At 70.6% G+C, this 25,590-nt stretch carries 23 protein-coding genes and 1 riboswitch; of the genes, 11 read left to right on the forward strand and 12 right to left on the reverse strand.

Annotated elements, in window-relative coordinates; translation table 11 throughout:
• Window positions 1-20 precede the first annotated feature (20 nt).
• Window positions 21-878, reverse strand: coding sequence for a 3-deoxy-8-phosphooctulonate synthase (gene kdsA, locus EOE66_RS13555; RefSeq protein ID WP_128229275.1), 858 nt, complete (start codon window positions 876-878; stop codon window positions 21-23).
• Complete coding sequence (gene pyrG, locus EOE66_RS13560) at window positions 875-2,536, reverse strand: CTP synthase (protein ID WP_128229276.1); 1,662 nt, start codon at window positions 2,534-2,536, stop codon at window positions 875-877. The genes kdsA and pyrG overlap by 4 nt, the downstream gene beginning before the upstream one ends.
• A 129-nt stretch (window positions 2,537-2,665) precedes the next feature.
• A riboswitch (cobalamin riboswitch) is annotated at window positions 2,666-2,923 on the forward strand.
• A gap of 142 nt (window positions 2,924-3,065) precedes the next feature.
• Between pyrG and EOE66_RS13565 the strand changes: the two genes are divergently transcribed.
• The 8 genes from EOE66_RS13565 to EOE66_RS13595 all read left to right on the forward strand — a co-directional run bounded on the left by EOE66_RS13565 (window position 3,066) and on the right by EOE66_RS13595 (window position 10,509).
• Window positions 3,066-4,904, forward strand: a complete 1,839-nt coding sequence (locus EOE66_RS13565; RefSeq protein WP_128229277.1) for a TonB-dependent receptor domain-containing protein — start codon at window positions 3,066-3,068, stop codon at window positions 4,902-4,904.
• On the forward strand, window positions 4,904-5,818 hold the full coding sequence (locus tag EOE66_RS13570) for an ABC transporter substrate-binding protein (RefSeq protein ID WP_128229278.1): 915 nt from the start codon (window positions 4,904-4,906) through the stop codon (window positions 5,816-5,818). The genes EOE66_RS13565 and EOE66_RS13570 overlap by 1 nt, the downstream gene beginning before the upstream one ends.
• An 86-nt stretch (window positions 5,819-5,904) precedes the next feature.
• Window positions 5,905-6,909 (forward strand): FecCD family ABC transporter permease, encoded by a 1,005-nt coding sequence (locus tag EOE66_RS13575; protein ID WP_128229716.1) that lies wholly within the window; start codon window positions 5,905-5,907, stop codon window positions 6,907-6,909.
• 8 nt (window positions 6,910-6,917) lie between these two features.
• Window positions 6,918-7,700: an ABC transporter ATP-binding protein gene (locus EOE66_RS13580; RefSeq protein ID WP_128229279.1), complete on the forward strand. Its 783-nt coding sequence runs from the start codon at window positions 6,918-6,920 to the stop codon at window positions 7,698-7,700.
• A 10-nt stretch (window positions 7,701-7,710) separates the two neighbouring features.
• Window positions 7,711-9,210, forward strand: coding sequence for a cobyric acid synthase (locus EOE66_RS13585; protein WP_128229280.1), 1,500 nt, complete (start codon window positions 7,711-7,713; stop codon window positions 9,208-9,210).
• A gap of 3 nt (window positions 9,211-9,213) precedes the next feature.
• Entirely contained in the window at window positions 9,214-10,023 is an 810-nt protein-coding gene (locus EOE66_RS13590; RefSeq protein WP_128229281.1) for a cobalamin-binding protein, read from the forward strand.
• Window positions 10,024-10,149: 126 nt separating this feature from the next.
• Complete coding sequence (locus EOE66_RS21815; protein WP_164885103.1) at window positions 10,150-10,296, forward strand: hypothetical protein; 147 nt, start codon at window positions 10,150-10,152, stop codon at window positions 10,294-10,296.
• Between the two features lie 9 nt (window positions 10,297-10,305).
• On the forward strand, window positions 10,306-10,509 hold the full coding sequence (locus EOE66_RS13595) for a hypothetical protein (protein ID WP_128229282.1): 204 nt from the start codon (window positions 10,306-10,308) through the stop codon (window positions 10,507-10,509).
• Window positions 10,510-10,524: 15 nt separating this feature from the next.
• Here EOE66_RS13595 and EOE66_RS13600 read toward each other — a convergent pair whose 3' ends face one another.
• Genes EOE66_RS13600 through EOE66_RS13630 form a run of 7 tightly spaced genes read right to left on the reverse strand, consistent with a single transcriptional unit; the run spans window position 10,525 to window position 19,800 of the window.
• Window positions 10,525-11,529: an ABC transporter ATP-binding protein gene (locus tag EOE66_RS13600; RefSeq protein WP_128229283.1), complete on the reverse strand. Its 1,005-nt coding sequence runs from the start codon at window positions 11,527-11,529 to the stop codon at window positions 10,525-10,527.
• Window positions 11,526-12,521 carry an ABC transporter ATP-binding protein gene (locus EOE66_RS13605; protein ID WP_128229284.1) on the reverse strand — a complete coding sequence of 332 codons (996 nt, stop codon included), beginning with the start codon at window positions 12,519-12,521 and terminating at the stop codon, window positions 11,526-11,528. The genes EOE66_RS13600 and EOE66_RS13605 overlap by 4 nt, the downstream gene beginning before the upstream one ends.
• On the reverse strand, window positions 12,521-13,399 hold the full coding sequence (locus EOE66_RS13610; protein WP_205702700.1) for an ABC transporter permease: 879 nt from the start codon (window positions 13,397-13,399) through the stop codon (window positions 12,521-12,523). Before EOE66_RS13610 ends, EOE66_RS13605 begins: the two co-directional genes overlap by 1 nt.
• A 31-nt stretch (window positions 13,400-13,430) precedes the next feature.
• Complete coding sequence (locus EOE66_RS13615; protein WP_128229286.1) at window positions 13,431-14,390, reverse strand: ABC transporter permease; 960 nt, start codon at window positions 14,388-14,390, stop codon at window positions 13,431-13,433.
• The gene (locus EOE66_RS13620; protein ID WP_128229287.1) at window positions 14,391-16,196 is read right to left on the reverse strand and encodes a peptide ABC transporter substrate-binding protein; all 1,806 of its coding nucleotides are present in this window, start codon (window positions 16,194-16,196) and stop codon (window positions 14,391-14,393) included.
• Between the two features lie 5 nt (window positions 16,197-16,201).
• Window positions 16,202-17,995: a peptide ABC transporter substrate-binding protein gene (locus EOE66_RS13625; protein ID WP_128229288.1), complete on the reverse strand. Its 1,794-nt coding sequence runs from the start codon at window positions 17,993-17,995 to the stop codon at window positions 16,202-16,204.
• Window positions 17,996-18,003: 8 nt separating this feature from the next.
• Window positions 18,004-19,800, reverse strand: a complete 1,797-nt coding sequence (locus EOE66_RS13630) for a peptide ABC transporter substrate-binding protein (RefSeq protein ID WP_128229289.1) — start codon at window positions 19,798-19,800, stop codon at window positions 18,004-18,006.
• Window positions 19,801-19,936: 136 nt separating this feature from the next.
• Here EOE66_RS13630 and EOE66_RS13635 point away from each other — a divergent pair, with 136 nt between their 5' ends.
• Together EOE66_RS13635 and EOE66_RS13640 are read left to right on the forward strand one after the other, a co-directional pair.
• Window positions 19,937-20,764, forward strand: a complete 828-nt coding sequence (locus EOE66_RS13635; RefSeq protein WP_245479034.1) for an N-formylglutamate amidohydrolase — start codon at window positions 19,937-19,939, stop codon at window positions 20,762-20,764.
• A 27-nt stretch (window positions 20,765-20,791) separates the two neighbouring features.
• Window positions 20,792-21,757, forward strand: coding sequence for a M14 family metallopeptidase (locus EOE66_RS13640; RefSeq protein ID WP_128229291.1), 966 nt, complete (start codon window positions 20,792-20,794; stop codon window positions 21,755-21,757).
• Between the two features lie 12 nt (window positions 21,758-21,769).
• Here EOE66_RS13640 and EOE66_RS13645 read toward each other — a convergent pair whose 3' ends face one another.
• Window positions 21,770-22,357 carry a hypothetical protein gene (locus EOE66_RS13645; protein ID WP_128229292.1) on the reverse strand — a complete coding sequence of 196 codons (588 nt, stop codon included), beginning with the start codon at window positions 22,355-22,357 and terminating at the stop codon, window positions 21,770-21,772.
• A 134-nt stretch (window positions 22,358-22,491) separates the two neighbouring features.
• On the reverse strand, window positions 22,492-23,316 hold the full coding sequence (locus EOE66_RS13650) for an alpha/beta fold hydrolase (protein WP_128229293.1): 825 nt from the start codon (window positions 23,314-23,316) through the stop codon (window positions 22,492-22,494).
• A gap of 127 nt (window positions 23,317-23,443) precedes the next feature.
• Between EOE66_RS13650 and EOE66_RS21965 the strand changes: the two genes are divergently transcribed.
• On the forward strand, window positions 23,444-24,682 hold the full coding sequence (locus tag EOE66_RS21965) for an abscisic acid-deficient protein Aba4 family protein (protein ID WP_205702701.1): 1,239 nt from the start codon (window positions 23,444-23,446) through the stop codon (window positions 24,680-24,682).
• Between the two features lie 28 nt (window positions 24,683-24,710).
• On the opposite strand, the gene EOE66_RS13660 is transcribed toward EOE66_RS21965, so the two are convergent.
• Entirely contained in the window at window positions 24,711-25,535 is an 825-nt protein-coding gene (locus EOE66_RS13660) for a proteasome-type protease (RefSeq protein ID WP_128229294.1), read from the reverse strand.
• Window positions 25,536-25,590: the final 55 nt, after the last annotated feature.

The raw sequence follows: 25,590 nt of genomic DNA on the forward strand, positions 1-25,590 counted from the left end.
GCGCGTTTCTCGGGCGGGGCTCAACAGGAGAAGTCGTTCTCGAGCAGCGGCTGGGTCTTGATCACGCGGTCGAGCGCGACGAGTTGCTCCAGCAGCGCCTTCATGTGCTTCAGCGGCACGGCGTTGGGGCCGTCGCTCAGGGCGTTGGCGGGGTCGGGATGGGTCTCCATGAAGAGACCGGCCACGCCCACGGCCACCGCGGCACGGCTGAGCACCGGGACGAATTCGCGCTGGCCACCCGAACTGGTGCCCTGGCCCCCCGGCAGCTGCACGCTGTGCGTGGCGTCGAAGACCACCGGCGCGCCGGTCTCGCGCATGATGGCCAGGCTGCGCATGTCCGACACCAGGTTGTTGTAGCCGAAGCTCACGCCGCGTTCGCAGGCCATGAACACGTCTTCCGGCAGGCCCTTCTCGCGCGCGGCGGCGCGGGCCTTGTCGATGACGTTCTTCATGTCGTGCGGCGCGAGGAACTGGCCCTTCTTGATGTTCACCGGCTTGCCGCTCTGCGCCACGGCGCGGATGAAGTCGGTCTGCCGGCTGAGGAAGGCGGGGGTCTGCAGCACGTCCACCACGGCGGCCACCGGGGCCACGTGGCTCTCGTCGTGCACATCGGTGAGCACGGGCACGTTCAGCGTCTTCTTGACCTTGGCCAGGATCTCCAGCCCGCGCTCCATGCCCGGGCCGCGGAAGCTGGCGCCGCTGCTGCGGTTGGCCTTGTCGTAGCTGCTCTTGAAGATGAAGGGGATGCCGAGCTCGCGCGTGATCTCCTGCAGCCGGCCGGCCACGTCCATCTGCAGCTGTTCGCTCTCCACCACGCAGGGGCCGCTGATCAGGAAAAACGGCTTGTCGATGCCGACGTCGAAACCGCAGAGCTTCATGCTGCCGCCTGGGTGGTGGTGCCGGCCGTGCGCGCGTGCTGGTCGAGCGCGGCCTTCACATAGCTGGTGAACAGCGGGTGCCCGCCCCAGGGCGTGCTCTTGAACTCGGGATGAAACTGCACGCCTACGAACCAGGGGTGCACGCTCTGCGGCAGCTCGACGATCTCGGTGAGCTTTTCGGCCTGCGTCAGCGCACTGATCACCAGGCCCGCAGACTGCAGGCGGTCGAGGTAGTTGACGTTGGCTTCATAACGGTGGCGGTGGCGTTCCGTCACCACCGGGCCGTAGATCTGGTGCGCCAGCGTGCCGGCCTTCACGTCGCTGCTCTGGGCGCCCAGGCGCATGGTGCCGCCCAGGTCGGAGCTGGCGCTGCGCTTCTGGATGCTGCCGTCGCGGTCTTGCCACTCTTCGATGAGGGCGATGACGGGGTGCGGGCATTGCGGCTCGAACTCGGTGCTGTTGGCGCCGGCCAGGCCCGCCACGTGGCGCGCGTATTCGATGGTGGCCACCTGCATGCCCAGGCAGATGCCGAGGTAGGGGATCTTGTGCTCGCGGGCGTACTGCACCGCGACGATCTTGCCTTCCACGCCACGCTGGCCGAAGCCGCCGGGCACGAGGATGGCGTCAAACGCGGCCAGCTGCGAAGCCGTCTGCGGCGTCAGCGTCTCGGCGTCGACGTACTCGATCTCCACCTTGGCGTGGTTGTGGATGCCGGCGTGGCGCAGCGCCTCGTTCAGGCTCTTGTAGCTGTCGGAGAGCTCGGTGTACTTGCCGCACATCGCGATCTTCACCGTGGCGCGCGGGTGCTCCACCTCGTGCACGAGGCTGTCCCAGCGCTTGAGATCGGCCGGCTTGGTGAGCAGTTGCAGCTTCATGCAGATCAGCTCGTCCAGGCCCTGCTCGTGCAGCAGGCGCGGCACCTTGTAGATGGTGTCCACGTCCCACATGCTGATCACGCCATGGCGCTGCACGTTGGTGAAGAGGCTGATCTTCTCGCGCTCGTCGTCGGGGATGGGGCGGTCGGCGCGGCACAGCAGCACGTCGGGCTGGATGCCGATCTCGCGCATCTTCTGCACCGTGTGCTGCGTGGGCTTGGTCTTCAACTCACCGGCGGCAGCGATGTAGGGCACGTAGGTCAGGTGCACGAAAGCGCTGTTCGTCGGGCCCATCTTCAGGCTCATCTGGCGCACCGCTTCCAGGAAGGGCAGGCTCTCGATGTCGCCGACCGTGCCGCCGATCTCGACGATGGCGACATCCAGATCTGCGCTGGCACCGCGCTTGACGAATTCCTGGATCTCGTTGGTGACGTGCGGGATCACCTGCACCGTCTTGCCGAGGTAGTCGCCCCGGCGCTCCTTCTCCAGCACCGACTTGTAGATCTGGCCGGTGGTGAAGTTGTTGCTCTTCTTCATCCGCGTCGTGATGAAGCGCTCGTAGTGGCCGAGGTCGAGGTCGGTTTCTGCGCCGTCGTCGGTGACGAAGACCTCACCGTGCTGGAAGGGGCTCATGGTCCCCGGGTCGACGTTGAGGTAGGGGTCCAGCTTGATGAGGGTGACCTTCAGGCCACGCGACTCGAGGATGGCCGCCAGCGACGCCGCCGCGATGCCCTTGCCCAGCGAGGACACCACACCGCCCGTGACGAAAATGAACTTGGTCATTGCGTGCAGCACGGGCCGGTGGCGCGTGCTGTGGTGGGAAATCGTGAGTATATCGGCCGCCCCCTGCGTGCCCGGCCTGAACCCCCTGCCGGCCGGCCGTCAGGGCACGCTCAGCCTCGTGCGCTAGCATCCCGCCTGCTTGCACCAGGTGCCTGCCGTTCCGTTCAGGGCGGCGGGTTAAACGGGAAGCCGGTGAGGAGGGTCTGGACCGCAGACCTCGTCCGATTCCGGCGCTGCCCCCGCAACGGTCAGCGAGGAGCGCACTGCACGACAGCCACTGGGCCTGCGTCGAAAGACCGCAGGGCTGGGAAGGCGCAGTGGGCCTCCGGGGTTGAATCGACCCCGGCACTCGCGAGCCCGGATACCGGCCTGATGCGATGGGAGCTGGCGTTGCGGAGGGCAGCGCGGGCCGGAGAGCCTGCAAGGGCGTGCATCTGCACGCCCCGCCGGGCGTCTGGCCTTCCTTGCCTTCAGCGATGCCTGCGCATTCGGTTCATGTCCGCGCGGGGTGCGCGGCTGGAGGTTTCACTTGTCTCTCCTTCGCTTCACGCGTCGCGCCACAGCGCCGCTGGTTTTCGCTTCCTCTTTGCTGGCCCTGTCGGCCGGCGCCCAGACGGCCCAGCAGGTCACCGTCACGGCCACGCGGGTGCCCACGCCCGTGAACCAGCTCGCGGCCGAGGTCACGGTCATCGACCGCGCCGCCATCGAGCGCAACGAGGGCCGCACCCTCGTTGAACTGCTCGCGCAGCAGGCCGGCCTGCAGTTCGCCAGCAACGGCGGCCTGGGCAAGACGGCCTCGCTCTTCATCCGCGGGCTCGAATCGCGCCACACGCTGCTGCTGGTGGACGGCGTGCGCGTCGGCTCGGCCACGGTGGGCACGCCTTCGCTGGACAACCTGCCGCTGGAGGCGGTGGAGCGCATCGAGATCGTGCGCGGGCCGATGTCCTCGCTGTACGGCAACGGCGCCCTCGGCGGCGTGGTGCAGGTCTTCACGCGCCAGGCTCCGCAGGGCTTGAGCGCCAATGCCAAGGTCTCGGCCGGCTCCAACAGCTACGGCCAGTTGGCCGCCGGCGTGGGCTACGGCGAACGTGTGTTCGACGTGGCCGTGCAGGCCCAGCACACCGACACGCGCGGCATCTCGGCCACCAACCCGAACGTCCCCTTCGGCAGCTACAACCCCGACCGTGATGGCTTTCGCCAGAGCGGGGGCAGCCTGCGCCTGGGCTGGCGCCCGGCCGGTGATTGGCGCGTGGAACTGCTGGGGCTGCACAGCACGGGCCTGACGCGCATCGACGACGGCCCCGGCGCCGACGCGCGCGCCGAGCTGCTCAACGAGATCGTCACGCTCTCGGCGCGCGGCAGCGTGCTGCCGGGTTGGAAGACGCGCCTGTCCTTGAGCGAGAGCACCGACGCCTACGACACCCTGGCCAGCGCGAGCGCCTTCGCCAGCCTGGGCACCATCCAGACGCGCACCCGCCAGGCGAGCTGGGAGAACACCACCGCCACGCCGCTGGGCACGGCGCTGGTGCTGATCGAACGCACCAGCGAAAAGGTGGCCCGCCCCGGCGCGCCCTTCTCGGTGAGCGAGCGCGACATCGACGCGCTGGCGCTCGGCCTGAACGGCAATGCCGCCGCCCACAGCTGGCAGGCCAGCCTGCGCCGCGACCGCAACTCGCAGTTCGGCGGCATCACCACCGGCGCGCTGGCCTATGCCTACGCGCTCACGCCGGCGTGGCAGCTGGGGGCCAGTTACGGCACCAGCCAGACACTGCCCAGCTTCAACCAGCTGTACTTCCCCGGCTTCGGCAGCCCCACGCTGCAGCCCGAGGAAGGAAAACACGCCGAGCTCAGCGTGCGCTACAGCGTGGGTGAGCACCACCTGCGCGCGGCCTGGTACGACTACCGCTACCGCGGCTTCATCAGCAGCGGCCCGCAGCCGGTGAACCTGCCGAAGGTGGCCATCGACGGCCTGAGCCTCAGCTACGAAGGCCGCTGGCGCGAGCTGGATCTCACCGCCAGCTACGACCACACCGACCCGCGCAACGCCACGGTGGGCAACGCCAACTTCGGCAAGCAGCTGGTGCGGCGCGCCAAGCAGGCGCTGCGGCTGGGCGTGGACTGGGAGGGCGGGCCCTGGAGCGCCGGCGCCACGCTGGCGGCCTTCTCGCACCGCTTCGAGAACGCGGCCAACACCACGCGCCTGGGCGGCTACGGCACGCTCGACCTGCGCGGCGAATGGGCTTTCACGCCCCAGGCCCGCCTCGGCCTGCGAGTGAACAACCTGGGTGACAAGGCCTACAGCACCGTGCTCGGTTACGACCAGCCGGGCCGCCAGGCCTTCGTCACCCTGCGCTGGGTGATGCGGTGATGCCTGCAGCCTTCGCACGGTGGGCGGCGCGCGCGCGCAGCGCGCTGCTGGTGGCCATGCTCGCGCCGCTGGCCGGCGCGGGCTGGGCGCAGCCCTTGAGCGTGGTGGACGACCGCGGCCGCACGGTGGTGCTGCCGGCGCCGCCGCAGCGCGTGGTGTCGCTGGTGCCCTCGTTGACGGAAGCGGTGTGTGCGCTGCAGGCCTGCGGCCGCCTGGTGGGCACCGACCGCTTCTCGAACTGGCCTGCCAGCGTGCGCACGCTGCCCAAGCTGGGCGGGCTGGAAGACACGCAGATCGAGCGGCTGGTGGCGCTGAAGCCCGACCTGGTGCTCACGGCCACCTCTTCGCGCGCCAACGACCGCCTGGAGGCCCTGGGCCTGCGCGTGGTGGCGCTGGAGCCCCGCACGCTGCAGGACACCGAGCGCGTGCTCGGCCAGCTGGGCCGCGCGCTGGGCGATGCCGCCGCCGGCCCGGCGCTGTGGCAGCAGCTGCAGCAGCGCATCGGGGCGGCCGCCGCGCGCGTGCCGGCGGCGCTGCGCGGGCAGAAGGTCTACTTCGAGGTGGCCTCGGCGCCCTACGCGGCGGGCGAGGTCTCGTTCGTGGGCGAACTGCTCGCGCGCCTGGGCGTCGGCAACGTGGTGCCGGCCGCGATGGGGCCCTTCCCGAAGCTGAACCCCGAGTTCGTGGTGCGGGCGCAGCCCGACATCGTGATCGGCACCGCGCGCGCCGTGGCCGAGATGCCGGCCCGCCCGGGCTGGGGTGCGCTGCGTGCACTGCAGCAGGGCCGCGTCTGCGGCTTCGCCAGCGAACCTTGGGACACCCTCGTGCGCCCCGGCCCGCGCCTGGCCGAAGGCGCTGAGCTGCTGGCCGATTGCCTGGCCGGGCTGCCGCCAGCCGCTGCGCAGGCCCGCTGAGCCCCACGCCCGCCATGCACGCCCCCATCCCCGCCCCCGCCAACCGCCTGCCCCATGCGCCCGCGCTGCGCCGGCCGGCGTGGGCGCTGGCGCTGGCCCTGGCCGGGCTGGCCGGGCTGCTGGTGCTGTGCGGCCTGGCGGCGGGCAGCGAGGGCTGGTCGCTGCAGTGGCTGGGCGGCTGGGCGGCGGTTGACAACCCGGCCGCGGCCGAATGGGCGCTGGTGCTCGACATCCGCGCCCCGCGCACGCTGGGCGCGCTGCTCACTGGCGGCCTGCTGGGCCTGGCCGGCGCCATCGCGCAGGGCCTGTTCCGCAACCCGCTGGCCGACCCCTACCTGCTCGGCTCGGCCGCCGGGGCCGGCCTGGGCGTGGTGCTGGTGCTCGCTGCCGGCGGCGCCCTGGGCCACTACATCGGCCTGGCCACGGCCAGCAGCCTGCTGCGCGTGGGCCTGGTGGGCGCGGCCTTCGCCGGCGCGGTGCTGGGCGTGCTGCTCACGCTGCTGCTGGCCCGCGGCACCGGGCGGCCCATGGTGCTGCTGCTGGCAGGCGTGGTGGTGGGCATCCTGCTGTCGTCGGTGTCTGAACTGGTGACGCTGGTCTCGCCCGAGGCGCTGCGCGGCAAGCAGATCTTCATGCTCGGCAGCACCTCGTTCCTGGGCTGGCCCGGCAGCGCGGTGCTGGGCGGCGTGCTCCTGCCGGCCGCGGTGCTGGCCTGGCGCTACGCCCGCGCGCTGGATGCGCTGGTGCTGGGCGAAGACAGCGCAGCCAGCCTCGGCCTGCCCCTGCGTCGCGCGCGCCTGCTGCTGGTGCTGCTGATGGCGCTGGCCACCGGCACCGCCGTGGCGCAGGCCGGCCTGGTGGCCTTCGTGGGCCTGGTGGCGCCGCACCTCGTGCGCCGGGTGGTGGTGGTGACGCACGGCCCGCTGCTGCTGCTGTCGGCCGCGGCCGGCGGCGTGCTGCTGCTGGCCGCCGACGTGGCCGCGCGCAGCGTGATGGCGCCGCAAGAGTTGCCGGTGGGCGTGCTCACCGCGGTGCTGGGCGGCGTGTACCTGATGGTGCTGCTGCGGCACCGCCAGCGGGGCCTTCTGTGAGCCTTGCCGTGAGTGCGCCGCCGCTGCGCGCCGAGGGCCTGGGCCTGCAGCTCGGCGGCCGGCGCGTGCTGGACGGCGTGTCGCTCACGCTGCAGCCCGGGCAGTGGGTGGCCGTGGTCGGGCCCAACGGCGCGGGCAAGAGCACGCTGCTCTCGCTGCTGGCCGGGCTGCGCACGCCCGATGCCGGGCGCGTGTGGCTGCGGGGCCGCGCGCTGGGCACGCTCTCGGCGCGCGAGCGTGCGCAGGCGCTGGCCTGGCTGTCGCAGCAGGGCGAGGCCGAGGGTGACATCGCCGTGCACGACGTGGTGCGCCTGGGCCGCCTGCCGCGCCACGGGCTCTTCGGCGCGCCCGACGCCAGCGACGAAGCCGCCGTGCAGGCCGCGCTGGCCGAGACCGAAACCTTGGCCTTCGCGCGGCGCCGGCTGAACGAACTCTCGGGCGGCGAGCGCCAGCGTGTGCTGCTGGCGCGCGCGCTGGCCGTGCGGGCCCCGGTGCTGCTGCTGGACGAACCCACCACCCACCTCGACGCCCCGCACCAGCGCGCCGTGCTGCGCGGCCTGGCGGCGCGTGCGCGCCAAGGCGCGGCCGTGATGGCCGTGCTGCACGACCTGACGCTGGCGCTGGCCGCCGACCGCGTGCTGGTGATGGACCAGGGCCGCATCGTGGCCGACGGCGCGCCGGCCGATCCGGCCTTGCGCGCGGCGCTGGCGCAGGTGTTCGAACACGCCTTCAGCATCGAAGCCCTCACCGTGGCCGGCCAGCCGCGCTGGGCCGTGGTGCCGGCCTTGTGAAAGCACGCCCATGACCCGCACCCTCATCGTCTGGGGCACCACCAGCGGCGCCGGCAAGAGCTGGCTGGCCACCGCGCTGTGCCGCGTGGCGGTGCGCCGCGGCCTGAACGTGGCGCCCTTCAAGGCGCAGAACATGAGCAACAACGCGCGTGTGGTGGCTTGCGGCGAGCCGGGCGACGTGGGTGGCGAGACCTGGGGCGAGATCGGCTCGGCGCAGTACTTCCAGGCCCTGGCGGCGCGCGTGCGCCCGCACACCGACATGAACCCGGTGCTGCTCAAGCCCGAGGCCGACACCGCCAGCCAGGTGGTGGTGCACGGCCGCGCCCGCGCCGACCTGAAGACGCTGCCCTGGCGCGAACGCAGCGCGCTGCTGGCCGTGGAGGCGCAACGCGGCTTCGAGCGCCTGGCCGCGCGGCACGAGCTCGTCGTGGTGGAAGGCGCGGGCTCGCCGGCCGAGATCAACCTTGCGCCGCAGGACTACGTGAACCTCGGCACCGCACGCTGGGCTGCGGCCGCCGGGCCCGCGGCGGCGCTGCTGGTCAGCGACATCGACCGCGGCGGCAGCTTTGCGCACTGCTACGGCACCTGGGCGCTGTTGCCCGACGACGTTCGGCCGCTGTTGCAGGGCTTCGTCCTCAACCGCTTCCGCGGCGACGCTGGGCTGCTGGCCCCGGGCCCGCAGCAGCTGCAGGCGCTGACCGGCGTGCCGCTGGCCGGCGTGCTGCCCTTGCGGCGTGGCCACGGCCTGCCGGAAGAAGACGGGCTGCTGCACCCGGACGAAGCCAGCGGTGCAGCGGCAGCGGCGCCTGTGCGTCTGCGCGTGACGGTGATCGCGCCACCGCACATCAGCAACCTCGACGAGTTCCTGCCGCTGGCGCGTGTGCCGGGCTTGCGCCTGCGCTGGGCGCGCACGCCGGCCGAAGCCGAGGGCGCCGATTGGCTGGTGCTGCCCGGCAGCAAGCAGGCCAGCGGCGACCTGGCCTGGCTGCGCGCGCAAGGGCTGGACCGCACGCTGCAGGCGCACGCCGCCGCCGGCCGGCCGGTGCTGGGCGTGTGCGGCGGCCTGCAGCTGCTGGGCCTGAGCCTGCACGACCCCGAAGGCCACGACGGCCAGCGCGTCGAGCACCTGCCCGGGCTGGGGCTGCTGCCGCTGCACACGCATTTCGGGCCTGCCAAGCGCCTGCGCGCCGCGCCCGTGTGCTTCACCGAAGCCCACGGCCCCTGGGCCGCGCTGGCGGGCGTGCAGGCCCAGGGCTACGAGATCCGTTGCGGCCGCACGCAGGCCGCCGGTGCACAGGCCGTGCTGCACGACGCGCAAGGCCAGCCCATCGGCTGGCAGCAAGGCCCGGTGCTGGGCGTCTACGCGCACGGCCTCTTCGAGCAGAGCGCGGTGCTGCGCGCGCTGTTCGGCGCCGAGGTGCCGACGCTGAACCAGGCCTGCGACACCGTGGCCGATCTCGTCGAAGAACACCTGGATGCCGCGCTGCTGCGGCGCCTGCTGGGGCGCTGAGGCATGGCCACCCCCACCGGCCCGCAGCGCATCGTCTGCCTCACCGAAGAAACCACCGAGTGGCTCTACCTGCTGGGGGAAGAGGCGCGCATCGTCGGCATCAGCGGCTACACGGTGCGGCCGCGGCGGGCGCGGCAGGAGAAGCCGCGTGTCAGCGCGTTTCTCGACGGCAAGATCGACCAGATCGTGGCGCTGCAGCCCGACCTGGTGATCGGCTTCAGTGACATGCAGGCCGCGCTGGCCGACAAGCTCATCCGCGCCGGGCTCAACGTCTTCATCACCAACCAGCGCAGCGTGGCCGAGATCTTCGCCACGCTGCGCCTGGTGGCGGGCCTGGTGGGCGCCTCCGACCGCGCCGAAGCCTGGATCGCGGCCTGCCAGGCCGAACACGCCCGCATCGCCGCCGTGGCCGCCACCTGGCCGCGCCGGCCGCGCGTGTACTTCGAGGAGTGGGACGAGCCGATGATCAGCGCCATCCGCTGGGTGTCGGAGCTGCTGGCCACGGCCGGCGGCGACGACATCTTCCCGGAGCTGGCCGTGCAGAACCTGGGCAAGCACCGCGTGGTGGCCGAGGCCCTGGCGCCGGCACAGCGCGCGCCCGACGTGATCATCGGCTCGTGGTGCGGCAAGAAGTTCCGCCCCGAGAAGGTGGCGGCGCGGCCGGGCTGGGCCGGGGTGCCGGCGGTGCAGCACCGCCGGCTGCACGAGATCAAGAGCTGCGACATCCTGCAGCCGGGCCCCGCGGCGCTGACCGACGGCCTGGCGCAGATGCACGCGTTCTGCGCGGCCTGGGCGGCAGACGCTGCCCGCTGACGGGCCGGTGCTGGCGTCGATTCATCGGCCTTCCTCTGCGCTTCATCGCAAGCGTGTGGTGGCGGGCGGCGTGTCTGCCGAAGATAAGTCCATCGCAGCCTGAAACCCGCACCAAGGACCACCGCCATGAACACCCGCCCCGCCCACCGCCTCTTCTCCGTCTTCTTCGCCGCCGTGCTGACCTTCGGCCTCTTCGGCGTGGTCGACCAGTTGGCCCAGCCCGACAGCGCCACCGCTCAGTTCGCCGAGCAGGCGCCGGCCCACCGCGCCTGAAGGCCGCGCATGAAGACGCTGCTCGTCTTCTTCGTCTGGTGCGCGCTTTTCGTGCTGAGCTGGCCCGTGGCGCTGCTGGCGCTGGTGCTGGCGCCGCTGATCTGGCTGATCACGCTGCCGCTGCGGCTGATCGGCATCGTTTTCGAAGGTGTGTTCGCGCTGCTGCGCGCCATCGTGCTGCTGCCGGCACGGCTGCTCGGGCACCGACCCTGAAAGAGCGGCCCGGCTTCAGCCCCTCAAGTGGCAGGCCACCTGGTGGCTGTTGTCGCCGCCCACGGCTTTCAGCACCGGCTTCTCCACGTCGCACAGCCCCTTCTTCGCGATGGGGCAGCGCGTGTGGAAGTGGCAGCCCGAAGGCGGCTTGATGGGGCTGGGCACATCGCCCAGCAGCGGGATGCGCGCGCGTTTCACCGCGGGGTCTGGAATCGGCACCGCCGACAGCAGCGCCTCGGTGTAGGGGTGCTGCGGGTTGGTGTACAGCGCCTGGGCCGGCGCGATCTCGACGATGCGCCCCAGGTACATCACCGCCACGCGGTGGCTGATGTGTTCCACCACGCTCAGGTCGTGGGCGATGAACATGTAGCTCAGGCCGAACTGGTCGCGCAGGTCTTCCAGCAGGTTGATCACCTGGGCCTGGATCGAGACGTCCAGCGCACTCACCGCCTCGTCGCAGACGATGAGCTTGGGGCTGACCGCCAGCGCGCGCGCGATGCCGATGCGCTGGCGCTGGCCGCCTGAGAACTCGTGCGGAAAGCGCCGCAGGTGGTCGGCGCTCAGGCCCACGGTTTCCAGCAGCTGCACCGTGCGGTCTTCCTGTTCACGCGCCGTCTTCGTGAGCTTGTGGATGGTGAGCGCCTCGCCGACGATGGCCGCCACCGTCATGCGCGGGTTCAGGCTCGCGTACGGGTCCTGGAAGATGATCTGCATGTCGCGCGCCAGCGCACGCAGCTCCCGTTTGCTGGCGGCGCTGACGCTCTTCCCCGCGAACGTCACTTCGCCCGCGGTGGGCTCGATCAGCCGCAGGATGCAACGGCCCGTGGTGCTCTTGCCGCAGCCGCTTTCGCCCACCACGCCGAGCGTCTCGCCCTGGCCGATCTCGAAGCTCACGCCGTCGACGGCGTGCACCTTGTCGACGACGCGGCCGAAGAGGCCGCCGGTGATGGGGAAGTGTTTGACCAGGCCCTCGACCTTGAGCAGCGGCGCGTGGGTGGGGGCAGTGACAGGCGCGTTCATGCAGGCACGCTCTCAAGAATGCAGGCCACCTTGTGGCCATGGCCGATGTCACGCAGCGGCGGTGTGCTCGCCGTGCAGGCGGGGCTGGCGTGTCTGCAACGCGGCGCGAAGCGGCAGCCTTCAGGCAGGCCGCCGCTGACCGGCGCCACGAGCTTGGGCACCGTGCCGGCAATCGCCTCCAGCCGCGTCTTTTGCGTGGCGGCGGTGTCGATGCGCGGGATGCTGCGGATCAGCCCCTGCGTGTAGGGGTGCCGCGGCCGCGCGAAGAGCTCGGCCACGGGCGCTTCTTCCACCACACGCCCGGCGTACATCACCACCACGCGCTGCGCCACCTCGGCCACCACGCCCATGGCGTGGGTGATGAGCATCACGGCCAGGCCGCTTTCGGCCTTCAACTCGGCCAGCAGGTCGAGGATCTGCGCCTGGATGGTGACGTCCAGCGCCGTGGTGGGCTCGTCGGCAATCAGCAGCTTCGGGTTGCAGGCCAGGGCCATGGCGATCATCACGCGCTGGCGCATGCCGCCGCTGAACTGGTGCGGGTAGTCGTTGACACGCCGCTCGGACGTGGGGATGCGCACGCGGCGCATCATCGCTATCGCCCGATCCTTTGCATCGGCCTTGCTCAGGCCTTCGTGCAGCCGCACGCTCTCGGCGATCTGCTGGCCCACGGTGTAGACCGGGTTCAGGCTCGTCATCGGCTCCTGGAAGACGATGGCGATTTCCTTCGCGCGGATCTTTTCCATCTCGGCCGCGGGCAGCGGCACGAGGTCGCGGCCTTGCCACATCACGCGGCCGGCGACGATCTTGCCCGGCGGCATGTCGATGAGCTTCATCACCGTCTTGGCGGTGACGCTCTTGCCGCAGCCGCTTTCGCCCACCACGCAAAGTGTTTCGCCGGCGTCGAGCGTCATGTCGACGCCGTCCACCGCGTGCAGCCAGCCGTCGTCGGTCTTGAAATGGGTCTTGAGCCCTTGGATCTCCAGCAGCGCCATCACATGACTTTCCGCGGATCGAGCGCGTCACGCAGACCGTCGCCGATGAAGTTGATCGTCAGCACCGTCAGGAAGATGGCCAGGCCCGGGAACAGGGCCCAGTGCGGCGCGATGTCCAGATAGTCTTTGCTGTCGAAGAGGATGCGGCCCCAGGTCGGGATGTCGGGCGGGAAGCCCAGGCCCAGGAAGCTCAGCGTGCTCTCGGCGATGATGGCCGCGGCCACGTCGATGGTGCCGGCCACGATGACAGGCCCCAGGCTGTTGGGCAGGATGTGGCGTGTCACCTGGCGCGGCGTGCTGGCGCCCAAAGCCCGCGCCGCCTCGACGAACTCTTTCTCGCGCAGGCTGAAGAACTGCGCGCGCACCAGCCGCGCCACCGGCATCCAGCGGAAGCCGCCGATCACCAGCACGATGAGGATGAAGACCCCACCCTCGGGGCCGAAGCTTTCTTTCAGGCTGTCGCGGAAGAGGTAGATCACCAGCAGCAGCAGCGGCAGCTGCGGCAGGCTGAGGAAGAGGTCGGTCAGCCACATCAGCGCGGTGTCGACCCAGCCGCGTGACATGCCGGCGATGGCGCCAATCAGCACGCCCACGAAGATGGCCATCAGCATGGCCGCCAGGCCCACGGCCAGGCTGATGCGGCCGCCATACAGCAGGCGCGCGAAGAGGTCTTGCCCGAGGTCGTCGGTGCCCATGGGGTGGGCGAGGCTGGGCGTGGCCAGGCGCGCGCTGAAGTCGATCTCGTCGATGGCCACCGTCCAGAACAGCGGGCCGAACAAGACCAGCAGCACAAGGGTGCTCAGCAGGCCGAGGCTGAACACGGCCATCTTGTGGCGGCGGAAGCGGCGCCAGGCTTCGGCCCACGGGGAGGTGCTCACGGTCTTGCTTTGTGTCGTGCTCACGGGCGCCTTAGCGGAAGGAGATGCGGGGGTCGAGCCAGCCATAGAGCAGGTCTGCGATCAGGTTGAACAGGATGACCAGGCAACTGAACACGAAGGTCACGGCCATGATCACCGGCGTGTCGTTGCGCAGGATGGCGTCGATCAGCAGGCTGCCGATGCCGGGGATGCGGAAGATTTGCTCGGTGACGATGGCGCCGCCGAACACCGCCGGCATCTGCAGCGCCACCAGCGTCACCACCGGGATGAGCGCGTTGCGCACCACGTGGCGCATCACCACCACACGTTCCTTCAGGCCCTTGCTGCGCGCGGTGGTGACGAAGTCGAGCTTGATGACATCGAGCACGGCGCTGCGCACGTAGCGCATCCAGCTGGCGGCCTGGAAGAGCCCCAGCACCATCACCGGCATGATGGATTGCTGGATGTGCAGCCACCACCATTCCCAGCCGGTGGCGTCGATGTCGGCGCGGTAGACGAAGGGCAGCCAATCGAGCGTGATGGAAAACAGCAGGATCAGCAGGATGCCGCTGAAGAAGGTGGGCAGCGAGAAGCCCACGAAGGCCAGCGTGCTGAAGATGCGGTCGAACCACGAGTAGGGCTTGACGGCCGAGATGATGCCGATGGGCAGCGCGATCAGCAGCGCCACCACCTGCGAGGCGCCGATGACGGCCAGCGTGACGGGCACGCGCTGCAGGATGAGCTGGTCGACATCGACACGGCTGATGAAGCTGTAGCCCCAGTCGCCCTGCAGCATGGCCGCCAGCCAGCGGAAGTAGCGCTGCCAGACGGGGTCGTCCAGGCCGAACTTGGCGCGCAGCATCTGCTTCACCTCGGCCGGCACGTTGGGGTTGGTGGCCAGTTCCTCGAAGGGGTCGCCCGGTGCCAGGGCCAGCACCGTGAAGAGCACGGCGCTGATGCCCAGCAGGCTGGGGATGGCGATGAGGATGCGGCGGAGGAGGTAGGGTCCCATTCAGCCCGCCTTGTGCCAGTAGGCCAGCGAGGCCATGTGGTTGCGCCAGGGCGAAAGCGGTGCCACCAGCTTGAGCGCCATCGCGGCCACCTGGTTGCGCGCCAGCAAGGGGATGACGTAGCCGTCCTTGACCACCAGGTCGTTCATGCGGATGAAGAGCGCCGCGCGCTTGACGGGGTCGAGCTCGCTCTGCGCCGTGCGGTAGAGCGTGTCGTACTCGGCGTTCTGCCAGCGCACCATGTTCTGGCCCAGCCACTTGTTGGCCTGGCTCGCCACCTCCCAGCTGACGAAACACTGCATCAGGTTCTCGGGGTCGGGGTTGCTGACGGTCCAGTTGTAGGTCTGCATGTCGGCGTAGAACTTGCCGTAGGTGTCGGGGTTGCCCGTGTCGGACGAGAAGAAGACGCTGCTGGGCACGGCTTTCAACTCCAGCTGGATGCCGGCCTTGCCCGCGGCCTGCTTCACCACCGCCTGCGTGCTCTGGCTGGTGGCCACCACCGCGCCCTGGAACAGCAGGTTGAGCTTGCGCCCGTTCTTCACGCGCACGCCGTCGGGGCCGGGCTTCCAGCCCGCGGCATCGAGCAGGGCCTTGGCCTTCTCGATGTTGTACTCGGGTGCCGGCAACGGGCTGCGGTAGCGCGCCGGGTTGTTGACGAAGTTCGAGGTCGCCTGGCCCTGGCGGCCGTAGATGAAGCGCTGGATACCGGCACGGTCGATCAGGTGGCCGATGGCCTCGCGCACTGGGGCCTCGCTGAAGATGGGGTGGCGCGTCTTTGCGTGCGAGCGCTCGCCGTCCACGGTCTGCGCCGGGTCGGTGAAGTTCAGGTAGATGGCCTGCGTGGCGCTGCCGGTGGCGATGTGCAGGCGGCCCTTGCCCGCCGTTTCCAGCCGCACGAGCACGTCCTCGGGCAGGCTCAGGCCACCGGCGAAGTCGTAGTCGCCGGTCTGCAGCACGGCACGCGCGGCGCTGGTGGCATCACCGCCGGCCTTGAGCTCCAGGCTGTCGAAGTAGGGCCGGTTCGGCAGGTGATAGTTCCTGTTCAGCGCGCCGCGCAGCAGGTCGGCCGGGCGGAACTCCACGAAGGTGTAGGGCCCCGTGCCCACCGGGCGGTTGTTGTTCGGCGCCTCGCGCGACTTGTTGCCGCTGTAGGCCGCGAACAGGTGGCGCGGGATGAGGAAGACGCCTGCGTATTGCCCGGGCCAGAAGGGCCGCGGCCGGTCGAAGACGACGCGCACGGTGTGCGTGTCGACCTTCTCCATCTTGAGGCCTTCGTAATTGCCGGCCGTCACCGCTGCGGTGGCGGGGTCGGTGGCGTACTGCCAGTTGAAGACCACGTCGTCGGCGGTGAAGGGCTGGCCGTCGTGCCAAGTCACGCCCCTCTTCAGCTTCCACACCACGCTCTTGCCATCGGCCGCCAGGCCGCCGTTGGCGCGGCTGGGCACCTCGGCTGCCAGCACCGGGCTGAGGTTGCCCTCGGCATCGAACTCGGCCAGCGGCTCGTAGAAGATGCGCGCGCCGGTGTTGTCCTTCAGGCCGGTGGCGAAGTGCGGGTTCAGCAGCGTGGGGCCTTGCCACTCCAGCAGGCGCAGCAGGCCGCCGCCGCCGCGCTGGGTGGGCTTGAAGCCGTCGGCAGGCTGGGCTTGTGCAACGCCAGCATCCCACAGCATCAGTCCGGCCAGCGGCGCGGCGATGCCGAAACCCGCCAGGCGCTGCACGAAGGCCCGGCGCGGCAGCTGGCCGCTCTGCACCTGGGCCAGCCAGGTGCGCAGGGTGGCCTCGTTGGCGGCGCAGTTCGAATCGGACATGTGCATCACGCCTCGCGGTACCAGTGCGGCAGGCCCGAGAAATCGAGGTCCCAACCCGTCAGCGTGACGGCCATCTTCGCGCCCACACCGCGCACGCGCGTGCGGCTGGAGATCGGAATGATCGCGAAGTCCTGCACCGGCAGGTCGTTGAGCTTGATGAAGAGCGCGGCGCGCTTGATGGGGTCGAGCTCCAGTTCCGCCTGCGCGTAGGTGCTGTCGTACTCGGGGTTGCGGTAGCGCGAGATGTTCCGGCCCTGCCACTTGTTGGCCTTGCTGCTGGCCTCGCGGCTGAGGTACTGGTCCATCAGGCGCTCGGGGTCGGGCTGGTTCATCGTGGTCGTGTACATCTGCATGTCGGCGTAGAACTTGCCGTAGGTGTCGGGGTTGCCGACATCGCTGCTGAAGAACACGCTGCCCGAGATGGACTTCAGCTCCAGCTCGATGCCGGCCTTGCCGCAGGCCTGCTTGATGATGGCCTGGGCCTTCTGGCGCGTGGCGTTCGTGCTGGTCTGGAAGAGCAGGCGCAGCGGCTTGCCGTTCTTCTCGCGCACGCCGCCGCGGCCGCGTTTCCAGCCCGCCGCATCGAGCAGCTGGTTGGCCTTGTCGATGTTGAACTCGACCTTGTTGTTGGGGCTGCGGAAACGCGCCGGGTTGTTCAGGAAGTTGGCCGTGGCCGCACCGCCGCGGCCGTAGATGAAGTCTTGAATGGATTTGCGGTCGCACAGCAGCGCCATCGCTTCGCGCACGGCGCGGTCGGAGAAAGCGAAGTGCTGCGTCTTCAGGCTGCTGCGCTCGCCATCGACCTCGGTGTTGGGGTCGGTGGGGTTGAGCTGCACGAACTCGACGTCGCCGCTGGGCAGGAAGATGGCCTGGCCCTTGCCGCCGGCTTCCATGCGCTTGAGGATCTCGTCTTCCACCAGCAGGTTCCAGGCGAAGTCGTACTCGCCGGTCTGCAGCACCGCGCGGGCCGCGCTGGGCGCGTCGCCGCCGCCTTTGACCTCGATGGTGTCGAAGTAGGGCCGGTTGGGCATGTGGTAGTTCGCATTCAGCTTGCCGCGCACGATGTCGCCCGGCTTGAACTCCACGAAGACGTAAGGCCCCGTGCCCACGGGTGCCAGGTTGGCCGGTGCCTCGCGCGACTTCGCGCCCGAGAAGGAGGCAAAGTGGTGCCTGGGCAGCACCATGCCCTCGGTGGCGCAGAAGGCCGTGGCCCAGAAAGGCGTGGGCTTGGGGAAGGTGACGCGGATGGTGTGGCTGTCGACCTTCGTGACGGTCACGTCCTTGTAGATGCCCTGCGTCACGGCGGCGGTGGCCGGGTCGCGTGCGAACTCCCAGGTGAAGACGCAGTCGTCGGCGGTGAAGGGCTTGCCGTCGTGCCAGGTCACACCCTTCTTGAGCTTCCAGACGACGCTGCGGCCGTCGGCACTGAGCCCGCCGTTCTCGCGCGTGGGCAGCTCGGCGGCGAGCACGGGCACGAGGTTGGCATCGCGGTCCCAGCTGGCCAGGGGCTCGTAGAAGATGCGGCTGGCTTCCTGGTCCTTGGTGCCGCTGGCGAAGTGCGGCTGCAGCAGCGTGGCGCCTTGCCAGGACAGCGTCTTCAGCGCCCCGCCGCCGCCCCGCTTGGTGGGCTTGTAGGGCGGGTTGGCCGCCTGGGCCTGCGCCACGCCGGCGTGCATCAGCAGCATGCCAGCCAGCGGCGCGGCCAGGCCAGCCGCCGCCAGGCGCTGCACGAAAGCGCGGCGCGGCAGCGCGCCTTCGCGCACGGCTTCGATGAGGGAGCGGAGTTCGGTGTCTTGCATTGGAGTGCTCAGGTTCTGTACCAATCTCTGAGAAAACCCATGTCGCCGACCCATGCGGAGACCGGGGCTACCAGCTTGCTGGACACGGCCGCCACGCTGCGGCGCTGGATCACGGGGATGACGGCATGCGTCTGCACCAAGAGGTCGTTCATGCGCACGAACAGCGTGGCGCGCTTGACGGGGTCGAGCTCCCGTTCGGCCTCGCGGAAGAGGCGGTCGAACTCGGGGTTGACGTGGCGCGAGAGGTTGATGCCCGACCACTTGTTGGCCTTCTGCGCCGCCTCCCACGAGACGAAGCGCAGCATCACGCGCGCCGGGTCGATGGTGCCGCCGCCGGTGTACATCTGCAGGTCGGCGTGGAACTTGCCGTAGGTGTCGGGGTTGCCGACATCGGTGCTGAAGAACACCGAGCCGGCAATCGCCTTGATCTCGATCTCCACGCCGGCCTTCTGCGCCGCCTGCTTCACCAGCGCCTGCGTCTTCTGGCGCAGCGCGTTGGTGCTGGTCTGGAACAACAGCTTCAGCGGCCGGCCGTTCTTCTCGCGCAGGCCGCCCTTGCCCTTCTTCCAGCCGGCGCCTTCCAGCAGCGCGGCGGCCTTCTCGGGGTTGAACTCCCACTTCGTGTTCGGGCTGCGGTAGACGGGCGGGTTGTCGACGTAGTTGGCCGTGGCCACGCCGGCACGGCCGTAGATGAATTTCTCGATCGAGGCCTTGTCGACCAGCAGGCTGAGGGCCTGGCGCACCACCGGGTCGCTCAGCACGGGGTGGGGCGCCTTCAGGCTGCTGCGTTCGCCGTCCACCTCGCGGTTCGGGTCGGTGTGGTTGAAGGTGATGAATTCGAGGTCGGCGCCGCCGGGCACGAAGTGGGCGCGGCCCTTGCCACCCGATTCCATCCGCTTGATCAGCTCGTCTTCGACCTGGATGTTCCACGCGAAGTCGTACTCGCCCGTCTGCAGCACCGCGCGCGCGGCGCTCACGGCGTCGCCGCCGCCCTTCATCTCCACGCGGTCGAAGTGCGGGCGGGCGGGGAAGTGGTAGTTCGGGTTCAGCGCGCCCTGCACCAGGTCGCCCGGCTTGAAGGCCACGAACTTGTAGGGCCCGGTGCCCACCGGCGCCAGGTTGGCCGGCGCCTCGCGCGACTTCGCGCCCGTGTACGGCCCGAACACATGCCGCGGCAGGATCTCGCCGCCCGCGCCCACGAAGGTGTGGGCCCAGAAGGGCGTGGGCTGCTTGAAGACGACGCGCACGGTGTGGCTGTCGATCTTCTCCACCGTGCGGTCGAGGTAGTAGCCGATGCTGGTGGCGGCCGTGGCGGGGTTGCCGGCGTACTGCCAGGTGAAGACCACGTCGTCGGCGGTGAAGGGCGTGCCGTCGTGCCACTGCACGCCCTTCTTCAGTTTCCACACCACGCTCCTGCCGTCGCGCGCCACGCCGCCGTTGGCCAGGCTGGGGATCTCGGCCGCCAGCTGCGGCACGAGGCGGCCTTCGTTATCCCAGTCGGCCAGCGGTTCGTAGAAGAGCCGGCTGCCGTCGGTGTCCTTCTGGCCGGTGGTGAAGTGGGGGTTGAGGATGGTCGGGCCCTGCCACCACAGCAGGCGCAGCAAGCCGCCGCCACCGGCCTTGGTGGGCTTGTAGGCGTTGCCGGCCGGTGTGGGCTGGCCTTGGGCCACGCCTGCGGCCAGCAGCAGGCTGCCCGCCGCGGGCGCGCCCAGGCCCAGGGCGGCCAGGCGCTGAACGAAGGCGCGGCGGGGCAGGGCGCCGCGCCGGACCGCTTCAATCCAGCCGCGCAGTTCGGTTTCGGTCATCGTGTTCAGAGGGGAAGGCGCACCCGCAGGTTGTAGCAAGGAACCTGCCACGCCCACCCCGGCATCATCCCCGAGAGATACTCGCGCGATGCCCTGGACGCCCCCGCCGCCCCCTGCTTCAGAGGATGTGCTCGTCGTGCACCGCCCGCCCCCGGGCGTGGCCCTGCGGCCCGTGGTGCTGGATTCGCCACACTCCGGCCACCGCATGCCGCCCGACTTCGGCGCCGTGCTGCCCGAGGCCGCGCTGCGCGACGGTGAAGACTGCCACATCGACGCGCTCTACCGCCCCGCTGCCGAGCGCGGCGTGCCGCTGCTGGCGGCGATGTTCCCGCGCACCTACCTCGACCCCAACCGCCACGCTGCCGACCACGACCCGGCCGTGCTGGCCGAGCCCTGGCCGGGCGAGGTGGTGGCCAGCGGCAAGGCCGCCATCGGCAAGGCCCTGGTGTGGCGCACGCTGGACGACGGGCGCCCGATCTACGCCGCCCCGCTGCCTGTTGCGGCGGTGCAGCACCGCATCACCCACTACCACCGGCCCTACCACGCCACGCTGCGCGCCTTGATGGACGAAGCGCACGCGCGCTTCGGCGTGGTGCACCACATCAACTGCCATTCGATGAACGCCGTGGGCGGCGCCAGCGCGCAGGAAGGTGCGGGCGTGCCGCGCGCCGACATCGTGCTGGGCGACCGCGACGGCAGCACCTGCCACCCCGCGTTCACGGCCCTGGTGCGCGAGGTGATGCAGGGCTTCGGCTACAGCGTGAAGGTCAACGACCCCTTCAAGGGCGTGGAGCTTGTGCGCGCCTACGCCGACCCGGCCCGCGGCCGCCACTGCCTGCAGCTGGAGATCAACAAGCGCCTCTACATGGACGAAGGCACGCTGCAGAAGACAGCGAACTTCGCTGTGCTGCAGGGCCAGCTGATGCAGCTGCTCGATGCCGTGCACGCCGCTTTCCACGCCTGATACCCCCGCCTGACCCCGAGCCCCGCCATGCCCGACACCCTGCCCCCCGTTGAACTGCAAGCCCCCGACATCAGCCGCTGGCGCGAAGGCAACACGCCCGTGCCTTACGTGCACGTGCTGCAGGGCGCACAGCCCGGCCCGAAGGTGATGGTGCAGGCGCTGACGCACGGCAACGAGATCTGCGGCGCCATCGCGCTGGACTGGCTGCTGCAGCAGGTGGCGCAAGGCTGGCGCCCGGCGGCCGGCACGCTGACGCTGGCCTTCGCCAACGTGCAGGCCTATGCGCGCTTCGACCCGGCCGACCCCTACCCCTCGCGCTGCGTCGACGAGGACTACAACCGCGTCTGGGACGACGCCGAGCTCGACGGCCCGCGCGACAGCGTGGAACTGCGCCGCGCGCGGCTGCTGCGGCCCTATGTCGACGAGGCCGATCTGCTGCTCGACATCCACAGCATGGGCGAGCCCTGCCGCCCGCTGATGGTGTGCGGGCGCGTGGACAAGAACGCGGCCTACGCACGCGAACTGGGCGTGCCGGGCGACCTGCTCATCGACACCGGCCACCCCGCCGGCCTGCGCATGATCGACCGCGGTGGCTTCGGCGACCCGGCCAGCCCCAAGAAGGCGCTGCTCATTGAGTGCGGCCAGCACTGGGAGCGGGCGGCCGCCGACGTGGCCATCGACACCCTGGTGCGTTTTCTCGGCCTCACCGGTGCGGCCGCGCCGGGCTGGGTGCAGTCCCACACGCGTGTGCAGCCGCCGGCGGTGCAGCACCTGGTGCGCGTGACCGAGCCGGTGGTGGCGCGCAGCCGGCTGTTCTGCTTCCTGGTGCCGACCGTGGGGCTGTCGGTCATTCCCAAGGCCGGCACGCGCATCGCGCAGGACGGCGAGCACGTGTGGCTCACGCCCTACGACGACTGCGTGCTGGTGATGCCCGGCACGCGCAACCTCAAGCCCGGCGGCACGGCCGTGCGGCTGGGGCGCTTCGAGGCCTGAAGCGACCGGCGCTCAGTCGACGCCGCGCGTGTCCACGCGCACCAGCGTGAGCCTGGTGCCGCCCGCCGCCAGCTTTTCGATGGCGACGATGCGCTGCTGCGCGCGCTGGCCCAGCTTGAACAGCGCGGCACCGGGCTTGGCGCGGTCGCTGCCGCAGCGCAGCACCTGCTTGTCGGCCTGCTTGTCGGGCAGCGGGGCTGGGTCGGCCGGGCCGTTGGCGCTGCAGTCCAGCACCGGGCCCAGGCGGGGCAGCTGCTCGCGGTACCAGGCGGCCACGGCCTCGACGCTGTCGCTGCTGCGCAGCTTCAGGGTGTTCACCTGCACGCCGAAGACGCCGAAGTTCACGCCGATGCTGGCACCGCTCTTCTGGCCGTCTTCACCCGGATCGGCGTGGGGGGTGGCGCCGGGGTAGCCGGGCAGGCCCAGCTTCTCGAAGGTGGTGCCGGACTTGACGGAGATGCCGGCCGAGAAGCCCTCTTCGGCCGCGCTGGCGGGCTTACCGCTGGTTTGCGCGTGGGCCGGCAGGGTGCACAGCAGCAGGGCAGCCAGCAGGCTGGTGGCGCTGGGCAGCGCGGTGCGTGCGAGGGGGCGGGTGGGCATGGCTGGCTGGGCGCTGGGGCGTGGGCTGGAATGCGCTGAAGCATGCGCCCCTGGCTCGTGCAGAGGCGAGCCCCTTGCGACAGGGCGCACGCCGGGCCCGATGAACTGCAGGCCCGCCGGGCCGGCCCTCGGCCTCAGGCCGGGCCCAGCAGCCGCAGCACGGCAGCCGCGGTCTCGGCCGGCTTTTCCATCGGGAAGAGGTGGCTGCCTTCCACCCACTCGAAGCGCTCGCCCACCAGCGCCCGGGTGGCGGCCAGGCCTACCTGGCGGACCTCCACCGACTGCGTGCCGGCCACGAAGCCGGCCGGGCAGCGCACCGGGTGACGGCGCAGCAGCGCGCCCAGGTGGTGCGGCAGGGTGTTGTAGATCTTCGTCTCCACCTCGCGGTGGAAGGCCAGGCGCACGGCTGAAGGCGTGGCGGGGTCGCGGCGCGCTTCTTCGTCGGGCTCGGTGCCGGCTTGGATGTAATCGGCCAGCACCTCGGGCGCCCAGCGCGCGAAGTTGTGCTTGGCCGCGAAGTGCGCGTGCGCGGTTTCGGCGCTGGGCCACTGCCAGCGCCGCCGCTGGCTGATGCGCCCCGGCCCGGCGCGCTGCACCAGGCGCAGCGCCTTCACCATCTGCAGGCTGTGTGCGCGCCAGCCGGTGATGACGGGGCTGTCCAGCATCACCAGGCTGCGCACCAGCGCGGGCTGCCGGCTGGCCACGATCAGGCTGAGAAAGCCGCCCAGCGAGTGGCCCACCAGGTGCACCGGGGTACCGCCAGCCTCGCGCTGGATGAAGTGCACGAGCTGCTCACGCAGGTGGGGCCAGTTGCTGGTGACGGGGTAGGCGCTGTCGTGGCCGTAGCGTTCGATGGCCAGCACGCGGTGGCCGGCGGCGCGCCAGGTGTCGAAGAGCTGGCGGTAGGTGCCCGCGGGAAAGCCGTTGGCGTGGCTGAAGACGATCGTGGGCAGGGGCATGCAGGCGGCAGGAGATCGGCGGCCCCGAGTGTGCCCGCAAGCGGCAGCGCGCCCGCAGCACCTGGGCGACACTGGGGCGACACTCCGGTACCAAGCGCCGGGCGGCGCCGGCGGAGGGGCGCAGGGCATGGTCGACACCTTGTTTTCGCTGGGCAGCAGCGCGGCCTTGGCGGGCTGGCTGCTGCTGTGGCTGCTGCCGCGGGCGCGGGCCACGGCCTGGGCCACGGGCGCGCTGGTGCCGGGCCTGCTGGCCCTGGCCTACACCGCACTGGTGGCCGGGGGCTGGGCCGGCGCGCTGGCCGGGGGCGGCGGCTTCGGTTCGCTGGCCGAGGTGCGGCGCCTCTTTGCCGACGACCGCCTGCTGCTGGCCGGCTGGCTGCACTACCTGGCTTTCGATCTGCTGATCGGCCGCCACATCGCCCGCGTGGCGCGGGAAGAAGGCCACCGCCACCTGGCGGTGCTGCCGGCCTTGGTGCTGTGTTTCCTCTTCGGCCCTGCGGGCTGGCTGCTCTTCCAGTTGCAGCGCCTGGGCCACCGTGCGTTGCGGGCACCGGCGTGGCAAGGCCTGCCGGTGTGGCTGCGCACGCCCGAGCCCACGCTGGCGGTCTGCGGCCTGCTGATGGGCCTGCTGCTGCTGCCCACGGCGCTGGCGCATGCGCTGGACCCTCGCACGCTGGCCGGCGTGGGGGTGTGGATCAAGCCGATGAAGTTCCAGCTCTCGCTCTTGGTCTTCCTGCTCACGTTGGCGTTGTTCTTTCCGCTGGCCGGGCCGGGCTTCCGGCAGAGCCTGGCCGGGCGCTACGTGGTCTTCGGCCCGGTGCTGGCGGCGGTGTTCGAGGTGGCCTACATCTCGCTGCGGGCGGCGCTGGGGCAGGCCTCGCACTTCAACATCGGCAGCCCGCTGGCCGGCCTGGCCTACGCGCTGATGGGCGTGGGCGCGGTGGTGCTGACGACGGCCGCCGCGGTGCTGGGCTGGAGGGTGTGGCGGGCGCTAGCCGAGGGCGCGCGGGCCGGCCCCACGCCCCTGATGCGCCGGGCTATCGCGGGCGGCCTGCTGATGAGCGGGCTGCTGGGCCTGTTCACCGGCGCGGCCATCAGCGGCGGGGGCAGCAGCTTCGTGGGCGGCGGGCCCATGCCGGGCGACCTGCCGCTGCTGGGCTGGTCGCGCACGCACGGCGATCTGCGCGTGGCGCATTTCCTGGCCTTGCACGCCATGCAGGCCTTGCCGCTGTGGGCCTGGCTCTTCCTGCGCATAGCGCCGCGCCACGCGGCGGTGCTGACGGCGGGCATCGCGGTGCTGGGCGGTGGCCTGACGGTGGCCACCTTCGTGCAGGCCCAGCGCGGTCTGCCGGTGTGGCCGCTCTAGCCCCTGGCGCTTGCTGCCGCCTTGGGCCTCAGACGATGCGTTCGCTCGGCTTGGTGATCTTGCGCATGGGCTCGTAGCGCGCGCTCTTCACCATCAGCGGGTGGGCGGCGTCGCCGCCGTCCCAGCGCGGGTCGTCGATGCTCTCGAACACCTCGCGCAGGCGCTGGCCCCAGGTGCTGTGGATCATCCGGAAGTACGGGTTGTGCTCGTCCAGGCAGGCGATCTCGTCGCTCTGGAAGCTGCCTTCGCGGTAGACTAGCAGGTCCAGCGGCAGGCCCACGCTGAGGTTGCTCTTGAGCGTGCTGTCCATGCTGACCAGGGCGCACTTGGCGGCTTCGTCCAGCGCCGTGGCGGGCGTGAGCACGCGGTCGAGGATGGGCTTGCCGTACTTGCTTTCGCCCACCTGGAAGAAGCAGGTCTCGCGCGTGGCCTCGATGAAATTGCCGGCGCTGTAGACGAGGAAGAGGCGCATCGCCTCGCCCTTGATCTGGCCGCCGAAGATCATGCTGGCGTTGAAGTCGACGCCGGCGTTCTTCAGCGCCGCGCCATCTTGTTCGTAGACACGCCGGACCGCGGCGCCGAGCACGCGCGTGGCGTCGAACATGCTGGTGGCGTTCCAGATGGTCAGGCCTTCTTCGGTGCCGTTGTCGATCTTCTCCACCTGCAGCACCTCGCGCACGCTCTGGCTGATGCTGAGGTTGCCGGCGCTGAGCATGACCATGAAGCGCTCGCCGGGCTGCTCGTAGATCATCATCTTGCGGAAGGTGCTGATCGCGTCCAGGCCGGCGTTGGTGCGGCTGTCGCTGAGGAAGACAAGGCCGGCGTTGAGCCGGATGCCGACGCAGTAGGTCATGGCGTGGAAGGCCCGCGGTGCGGGCGTGAGGTGGGTGTCGAGAAGGCGCCGGAGC

Source organism: Rubrivivax rivuli, assembly GCF_004016505.1.
Lineage (GTDB): Bacteria > Pseudomonadota > Gammaproteobacteria > Burkholderiales > Burkholderiaceae_C > Rubrivivax > Rubrivivax rivuli.